Consider the following 7,652-nt stretch of genomic DNA (forward strand, 5'->3'; position numbering starts at 1 on the left):
CGGCGTCTTGGCCTTGGGCCGGCACGCCTCCACCAGGGGCTCCAGTTCAGACCATTGCGCGTCGCTCAGCATCATCCCTCCTGCCTCAGAAAGATGAAAACGCGAGCCCCGGCAATCCGTTCAGGCGATGACAGGCCCTAAACCTCCTTGGCGGGCTGCGTTTCCTCGGTGGCAAAGCACGCAGCCTCGACCTGCTCGGCCTCCTCCAGCCCAAGCAGGAGCTGATCCTCAGGCAAGCTCTCGGCCCGGCGGCCGATGCGGTGGCGCTGTATCGCTAGGATGATCTGGCGCAGCCGCTCGTTCTTGGCGCGCTCCTCGGCGAGCAGCGCCTTGAGCGTCTTGGGATCGTCTGACAAGGGCGAAGCAGGCCCGGTTATGAGGCAGATTAAAGCAAATCAGCCAATAACTTACCACTGTTATGAAGCCTGTCCGTCGGGCTTATTGCCAACCGCAACCGCCGGTGTGCTCACGACACGAGCCGCATGGACGCGCCTCCAGTCCAAGCCTCCAACGAGCGCCGCGAGCTGCGCCGCGCTCAGCCGAACCACGCCGTCCTTGATCTTCGGCCAGCAGAACTGACCAGCCTCCAGACGCTTGACCGCGAGGACCAGCCCGCTTCCATCCCAGACCAAGAGTTTCACCCAGTCGGCCCGTTTCGAGCGGAACACGAAGACCGTGCCGGAGAACGGATCCACGCCCATCGCGTCGCGGACCAGAGCGGCTAATCCGTCCATAACCTTGCAGAAGTCCACCGGCCGGGTCGCCAGCATGACGCGCACCGTGCTGGACAGCCCGATCATAGGGGAGCCCTCAGTGCTCGGATCACCGCCGCGGCGATCTGAGCCGCGCGCGCGCGCTGAGCGATACGGACCGTGGCGCCTGCGATCTCAACTTCGATGCTGTGACAGCCACGCGGCTCACGCAGCGCGGAGCCCGTCTCCGCAGACGCCGGCTCCTGCGGGCCCACACTCAGCACGGCCGGCACGAACTGCGGTGGCGTCTGGTCGTCGTGCCTCCCCTGACGCGCCAGACGCCGTCACATGAACAACTGCGAGGCGCTCAGGCCGTGTCGGCGCGCCACCGCGCTGATCGAAAGCCCGGCCCATCACTCTCGGCGACGATGGCCGCCTTCTCGTCCTCCGACCACGTCCGCCGACGGCTGGCCCCGGTGAACAGCTCCAGGCGCCGGATCGTCTCCGACATAGCCATATGCCCTGACACCGACATGTAACGGAGCTCCCATTCCGCTCCGTATGTCGCCTTCACACCGCCTGCCGGAAGGTGCCGGCCAAACAACGTTTACGACTTCACCCACCCGGCACCGGCTGCGGCGGAATTTCGTGGAGCCGCTTGTCGCCTCTGTGCCGGCTACGCTAGATAGAAGGCCATGAAGATCCTGCGCGTCATACATGCACTGATCTCTAGCCTCAAAAGGGGACCTATGTCAGAGCCAGAGGTCGGTATGCCGTGGTTTGATGAGGTCTATTACCGCTTTTGGTATCCCGACGTTAAGCAGTATGGCGCGACGCCGTGGGAGCATTACCACCAACACGGATGGAAGGAGGGACGCAATCCAAGCGCAGTTTTCGACACAGACGGGTATCTCGATGCGAACCCAGATGTCAGAGAAGTCGGGTTAAACCCCCTGTTACATTGCCTGCGGTTCGGATTGTCAGAGGGGCGAACGGGCTGGGAGCGAAATCCAAACAGTCTTCCTCCTGGACCGAGACCTCCGGGCCAACCGCGAAAAATCGATACCTTCGATTACCCCTCAAGGTGAGTAGTATCTCCGCCCGCACGGTACCCGCCGGGCGGGTCTTATCGTGTCAGACCTAGTGGTCTGAGTTAGAAGTTCTCTGGCAGAAATGTCCGACGCTGGCGAGGATGGCATCGGCAGGTTTTGTCCAGACTAAGGGCTTCGTGTCGGTGTTGGTCTGAGCGATGTAAGCGTGGATCGCATCTTAGGGATCGGTGGTCCGTTGGAAGGCAGCGCACTGCAGGCGTCGACGGGTCAGCAGGGCAAACCCTCCCTCGACGAGATGGAGCCACGACGCAGATGTCGGCATGAAGTGAAGGTGCCAGCGCGGAAGCTTCGCGAGCCAGTCGTGGATCAGCTTGGTTTTGTGGGTGGCCGCGTTGTCGAGCACGAGGTGTACGTCGAGATCATCTGGTGCGGTCGCCTCGATCTGATCAATGAAGGTGCGGAACTCGACCGAACGGTGCTGGCGTTTACAGCGGCAGATCACCGTCCCAGCCTGGATGTCGAGGGCGGCGAACAGGTCGGTGGTGCCCTGGCGACGATAGTCATGGGTCCGGCGCTCCGGCTGGCCGGGCCGCATCGGCAACACGGGGGCGGTACCGGTCGGCGCTTGGATCTGCGGCTTCTCGTCGACGCACAGCAGCACGGCACGATGCGGCGGAGCCAGGTACAGGCCAACGATGTCCCGGACCTTGTCGACGAAGGCGGGATCGGTCGGGAGCTTGAAGGTGTCGGCCTTGTGCGGCTGCAGCAGGAAGGCGCGCCAGACCCGCGAGACCATGCTCTGGCTCATGCCCACCCGCCGAGCCATGGCGCGGGTCGACCAGTGGGTGGCGTTCTCCGGCTGGCTTTCCAGCGTGACGGTGACCAACCCTTCGATGGCCGTGTCCGCGACGGCACGTGGCGCACCAGAGCGGGGCAGGTCGACGAGGCCGTCGAGGCGATGGGCAAGGAAGCGGGCGCGCCACGTCGTGACGCTCATCCGGCTGACGCCGAGATCACGGGCAACGCCACTGTTGGTCGATCCCGGCTCGGCGCAGGCCAGCACGATCCGCGCGCGTTGAGCCAAGGCCTAGCCGACGTAGCGGCGACGGACGAATCCGGCGAGGCGCGTTCGCTCGTCCTCGCTCAGATGGAGAGGAGCAGGTTTGGGACCACGAGCCATCGGTCACCTCCGTGCGGGCATCCCCCACACGGAGGTGCAAGCTCAAAATCTACAACTGAACTTCTAACTCAGAACACTAGAATGGTTCAGGCAGCGTTGGAACGTCGAGGTCACGTTCCAGGAAGCGACAGCCTATCTTGACATCGAGACGCAGCGACAGTGGTCCGACACGGCGATTGCCCACACCACGCCCTGCCTGCTCGCGCTGTTCTCGATTGTCACGCTGCTGGCTGCACGCCTCCCGACCCGCCAACGGCGACGCGTTGCGGCCGCCGCGTGGTGCCCAAAACCGCGCCCGACCTTCGCCAATGCGCTCGCCACCGTGCGCTGTGCGATCTTGCGCAAGAGCAATTTCGCAACATCACCGCGCCGACGCGCCCGAACAAAATACCCCTGCCGATTGCCTGCTCCCTGGCCCTATGCGCTCTGCCACGCCGTATAAATAGCAAAAGTCGACCTTAGGCTCTTGCAAGCTGCTTTTACGGCGAAGTATTGAAACCATCGTATTGAGTATAGGGTTTTTTGTAAGTAATATCTCCATGTGAAACTAAGTCATTCTTTACGCTCTCTAAGTCGATGGTGTCCGGCCCGAGTATACTTGTAAATTTCACCAATTCAATCACCCTGTATTATTAATAAAATTTAAGCTAACGGCGCTCTATGCCTTATTCTGAAAACCAAAAGCTTGTCCGACCCAGCCACACTGCTCCATGATGTAGTCAGCTATTTTTTGGTCAAGGTCGCTCTTGTATCGATTGACTGAGCGAGAACTAGGTGAGGCACCATATAAGTCGGTTGACCAAGGATCTGTTCGATAGTCCTTGATTTGCGTGTTATCACTACTCCAGACCTTAGCGGGATCTATCCCGTAGATGCCGAAATTTTCCAGCGATGGAATCCACTTATCCTCCGTGATGTCGTTGTAATCAACAACCATCATTCGGTGATTCAGGATACGCGGATGCGCTATGATACCATTGTAACTGATGTTATACTCGTAGCATGCACTCTTTATATCTTCTCTTGACGGCTCTCTGCCATTTTGGAGGCGCCGAGTAACGTTCAGACGTGAAATGATTGTATCGCGCGGATCTCGGAATATGACGACAAATCGTGCTTGAGGTAGCATTTGCGCGACATGGTGAAAAAATCTCGTCATAATTGGATCTTTGAGTTTTAGGCGTGCAGGTCTTCCTAATTGATCGTGAATTTTGCTCACGACATCGGACACAATAGCTGCATGATAGCGGAAGAATTCTTCGTGACTTCCAAAGAAATGTTTAGTATGAATTTCCCATCCTTCCAAGCCCAGGAAATACGGCATAAGCATGTTTGTCAAATAACCACACTCAGCAACGTAGTTGTTTGTATTCGGACTTGTGCAAATAAGTGCATGTAAAATAGTCGTGCCGGTTCTGGGCGCGCCGCCTACGAAAACAAGATCATCCAGGGGTAGATTTGTCATGGCTTCCAGTTTGATGATGATGCGCTTGCTGTGCCAGACCAGGCTATCACGCGAAACTCGTGCCGTCATCGCGTGCCGGCACCCACCTTTTCGGCGTCAGCATACGACCAGACTGGAGGCGTGCCCGGCATCGACTACAAACCGATTGTCCGTTTCCATCATTGCTGCGGCGCTTGCAGCCCTCGTACTCATTACGCCTTCGCTAGGCGACCCACTTCCATGGCGAAGGCACGTTGACAACGCGTCACGCAACCTCTGGGTCAATTCAAACGGCGCTCACGGGGATGACGTGCCCAGGGTCGTCCACAACGATGGGCTGAGCGTCTACGGACCTCGGCGCTGGATCTTTCAGCAAGTCTCCCTGACCCCCTACGTGACCGGGCAGCGCGTGAAATGGGCGGACGGCAGCACCGCCATCCGTATGCTGAATGGCTTTGCAGCCTCGGGTCCCGTTACCATCGAAACCGGCTCCAAGACCTTCACCGTGGCCCGCGGGTTGAATTTCGCCCCTGGCTTCCCGGTCAAGGCGGTTGCGGCCCACGATCTCTCGAAGTCGATGAGTGGAACGATCGCTTCGTACAGAGGCACGAAGCTTGTCCTAGATGTCGCTGCCGTAGCCGGTTCGGGTATCGTCGACGATTGGACGATCGGCGCATCGGGTACGACAAAACAGGGCCAAACCAAGCTTGTCACTTCTGCGGCGTCCCCTGCCGGCAGCACTACGCTAACCTTCGCGAATACGGCGGGCGTGCAAACCGGCGCAAACGTCGAGTTCGCCTTTGACTCTAAGTTCAGGTCGAATAATGGAATCCGGCGTGGCACCTACGTTGTCAGCAAGACAGATACGACCGTGGCGCTGAGCCAAGCTCTTGTCTCTCCGGCTGGTGCACCTGCTGGCGTCTCCGTCATTCTGGGGCAGCTCATCACATTCTACGGGAACCAGGGCAACTTCTTGTACCAGGACATTCAGGCAGCTGACGCGGTGGGCTTCCGGTACGGAACGCCCGACGCGCTAGATGCGTCCCTGTCATTCGACGTGGTCTCGTCAGAACTGCGGCATTGCACGGCTTCAATCATGATGCTGGGCTACAAATCGCTCTCTAAACTTGGTCGCTCGTACGTTCAGTCCTTCCCAGTCACGTCGACCAAGACGCGCATCACTCTGCGCATCAAAGGTGACAAGGTCGGCGCACCAGGAACTTGGAAAGCAGGCTACGGAGCCAACGACTGGGGCGGCCTCTGGGGCGCAATCGGGTTCACCTGGGAGAGCCAGGGTACCCCGACTGCACAGAACATCCCAGATGGCCAATGGAGCGATGTCACAGCCGTCGGTGGTTCGGATCAGCAGACGTGCGATCTCACCGGAACCGTAGGTGCCTCGGTGGACGTCTCAAACGTAAATCTGACCCTCGACCAGTCGACGCCTTGAAACGTGTCGCTCACTTCCGGCAGCGAGCAACGATCATCTTTAAGTTCGCCGACCTGTTTCAGCCGGCGAACCCATTATCGCCAATCGGCCGACGCCGCCCATCCTTGGTCTGGATCCAAGTCTCGACGGCTGTCACCGAGGCCAGTCGCTGAGGCACAGAAGCGCCGGCAGCATGGCCTCTGCGGAGGCGGCGACGCTGCAGTTCTCGGTCACGAGGGTCAAATCCGGGGTCTCCAGTGGCTCATAGGGAGCTGAAATCCCCGTGAAACTTGGAGTCTGGCCGGTGCGGGCGCGCCGGTACAGGCCTTTGGGATCGCGGCTCTCGCAGACTGCTAGGGGCGTGCTGACGAACACTTCGGGGAAAGGCAGGTCCCGGCCAATGCGAAGGGCCTGGACGCGCTCGGCGCGCAGGGGCGAGATCGTAGAGACCAAAACGATCAGGCCGGCCTCGGCCATGAGGGCGGCCGCTTCGGCTATCCGGCGCACGTTCTCGTCGTGATCCGCGGGACTGAACCCAAGGTCGTGCGTGAGGCCGGTGCGCAGGTTGTCGCCATCAAGCAGCATGGTGTGGCGGCCCTGCGCCGTCAGAGCCTGATCGACGGCATTCGCGAGGCTCGACTTTCCGGAGCCCGACAGGCCGGTGAACCAAGCGCTGACCGGCCGTTGCCGAGATTGAATCCAGCGATTCTCGCAGGGCTGGAGAACGTGCGGTGTCAGGTTCGTAGACATTGTAGAGACATAATCAATTGGACGTAATTTTGATCACCGCATAAAGCCATTTTCCCCGAACCGTCGCCGATGCCCGTCCTTAGTTTGGAGTCACGGCTCGGTCACGCAGGTGATCGTGGCCTGCCCCCTGAAAAGTGGTTCTTCGCCACGTTTGGTGGATCAGGCTGCCAGGAGGAATCGTCGTCGTAGGAAGTCGAGATTGGCGCGACCGTACATGGCGCGCTTCAAGAGGTTGAAACGCGTGATCTGGCCTACGGCAAGTCGACTGCTCCAAGGCAGTTTCAGTGCGGACCGAACAGCACCTTTATCCTAACCGAGGCCAGCAGCGAAGCTCTCGACGATCCGGACACCGCAGGTTTGCGCTTCGCCCAGCCATTGATCGAACGCCGTGACATCTGATTTTCCTGACGGCTGCTGGCAACAGCGGCTCCGGACGATCCGGCAGAACCGGCGGCCGAGATCGACCGCCTTGGCCGCCACGGTATCCTGCAGGACACGCGAGACGACCGCGGCCGCCTCAGGGCCGAGGTCTTCGGGCTCACGCGGGTGATACCAGAGAGCTGCATGGATGCGGCCAGGGGCGATGCGGTGGAAGTCACAACACGGGTGTCAGTCGGTGCTGACGACCGGATAGTCGTTCCGGCCGGGCCTGCGCGCCGCTCGGACAACCAGCTATGCATCTGCTTCGAGGTGCCGGCAAAGCCGATAACCTTAAGTTTGCACCAGAGCTGCTCCGCATTCTCGCAGCCCTCATCGAGGCGGTCATGCAGATGCCCGAGATAAGGATCGAGCATGCTCGGCTTCGGCTCGCGCATGCCGTTCCGGGGAAAGCTCGCCGCGAAGGCGTACTTGCGCACCGTTGCGCGGGCCAAGCCCGTCTCGCGATTGATGCGCCGAAGCGAGTATCCTTCCGCATGGCGGCGACGAACGTCGTCATAGGCCGCACGACCAAGTTCGCCTCCGCCGAGCTTCACGAGAAGGCCACGCGGCGGGTCGCAGCTGACTTCCTCCGCCATCTCATCGAGGCCGTGCCTTACAAGGTGCACACGGTGCTCACCGACAACGGCACCCTCTTCACGACACCCGGCAACGTCGCCTCGGCCGC

At 60.2% G+C, this 7,652-nt stretch carries 4 protein-coding genes and 4 pseudogenes; 2 read left to right on the top strand and 6 right to left on the bottom strand.

The window, feature by feature from the left end; translation table 11 throughout:
- Positions 1–149 precede the first annotated feature (149 nt).
- The 4 genes and pseudogenes from MKK55_RS26610 to MKK55_RS26625 form a co-directional block, all read right to left on the bottom strand.
- Positions 150–377 (bottom strand): annotated as a pseudogene (locus tag MKK55_RS26610) (transposase domain-containing protein); the annotation flags it as partial.
- 39 nt (positions 378–416) lie between these two features.
- Complete coding sequence (gene tnpB / locus MKK55_RS26615; RefSeq protein ID WP_243938579.1) at positions 417–800, bottom strand: IS66 family insertion sequence element accessory protein TnpB; 384 nt, start codon at positions 798–800, stop codon at positions 417–419.
- A gap of 1,032 nt (positions 801–1,832) precedes the next feature.
- Positions 1,833–2,924, bottom strand: a pseudogene (locus MKK55_RS26620) (IS630 family transposase).
- Between the two features lie 658 nt (positions 2,925–3,582).
- On the bottom strand, positions 3,583–4,458 hold the full coding sequence (locus MKK55_RS26625; protein ID WP_243938581.1) for a sulfotransferase family protein: 876 nt from the start codon (positions 4,456–4,458) through the stop codon (positions 3,583–3,585).
- Between the two features lie 304 nt (positions 4,459–4,762).
- On the opposite strand from MKK55_RS26625, the gene MKK55_RS26630 reads away from it, so the two are divergent.
- A complete protein-coding gene (locus MKK55_RS26630; protein WP_243938583.1) occupies positions 4,763–5,818 on the top strand; it encodes a hypothetical protein in 1,056 nt (351 codons plus the stop codon).
- 132 nt (positions 5,819–5,950) lie between these two features.
- On the opposite strand, the gene cysC is transcribed toward MKK55_RS26630, so the two are convergent.
- Both cysC and MKK55_RS26640 read right to left on the bottom strand, forming a co-directional pair.
- A complete protein-coding gene (cysC, locus tag MKK55_RS26635) occupies positions 5,951–6,547 on the bottom strand; it encodes an adenylyl-sulfate kinase (protein WP_243938585.1) in 597 nt (198 codons plus the stop codon).
- 159 nt (positions 6,548–6,706) lie between these two features.
- Positions 6,707–7,485: pseudogene (locus MKK55_RS26640) on the bottom strand (ISL3 family transposase); the annotation flags it as partial.
- On the opposite strand from MKK55_RS26640, the pseudogene MKK55_RS26645 reads away from it, so the two are divergent.
- A pseudogene (locus MKK55_RS26645) lies at positions 7,477–7,652 on the top strand (IS481 family transposase); the annotation flags it as partial. The pseudogenes MKK55_RS26640 and MKK55_RS26645 overlap by 9 nt on opposite strands.

It is taken from the genome of Methylobacterium sp. J-059 (assembly GCF_022829485.1).
Lineage (GTDB): Bacteria > Pseudomonadota > Alphaproteobacteria > Rhizobiales > Beijerinckiaceae > Methylobacterium.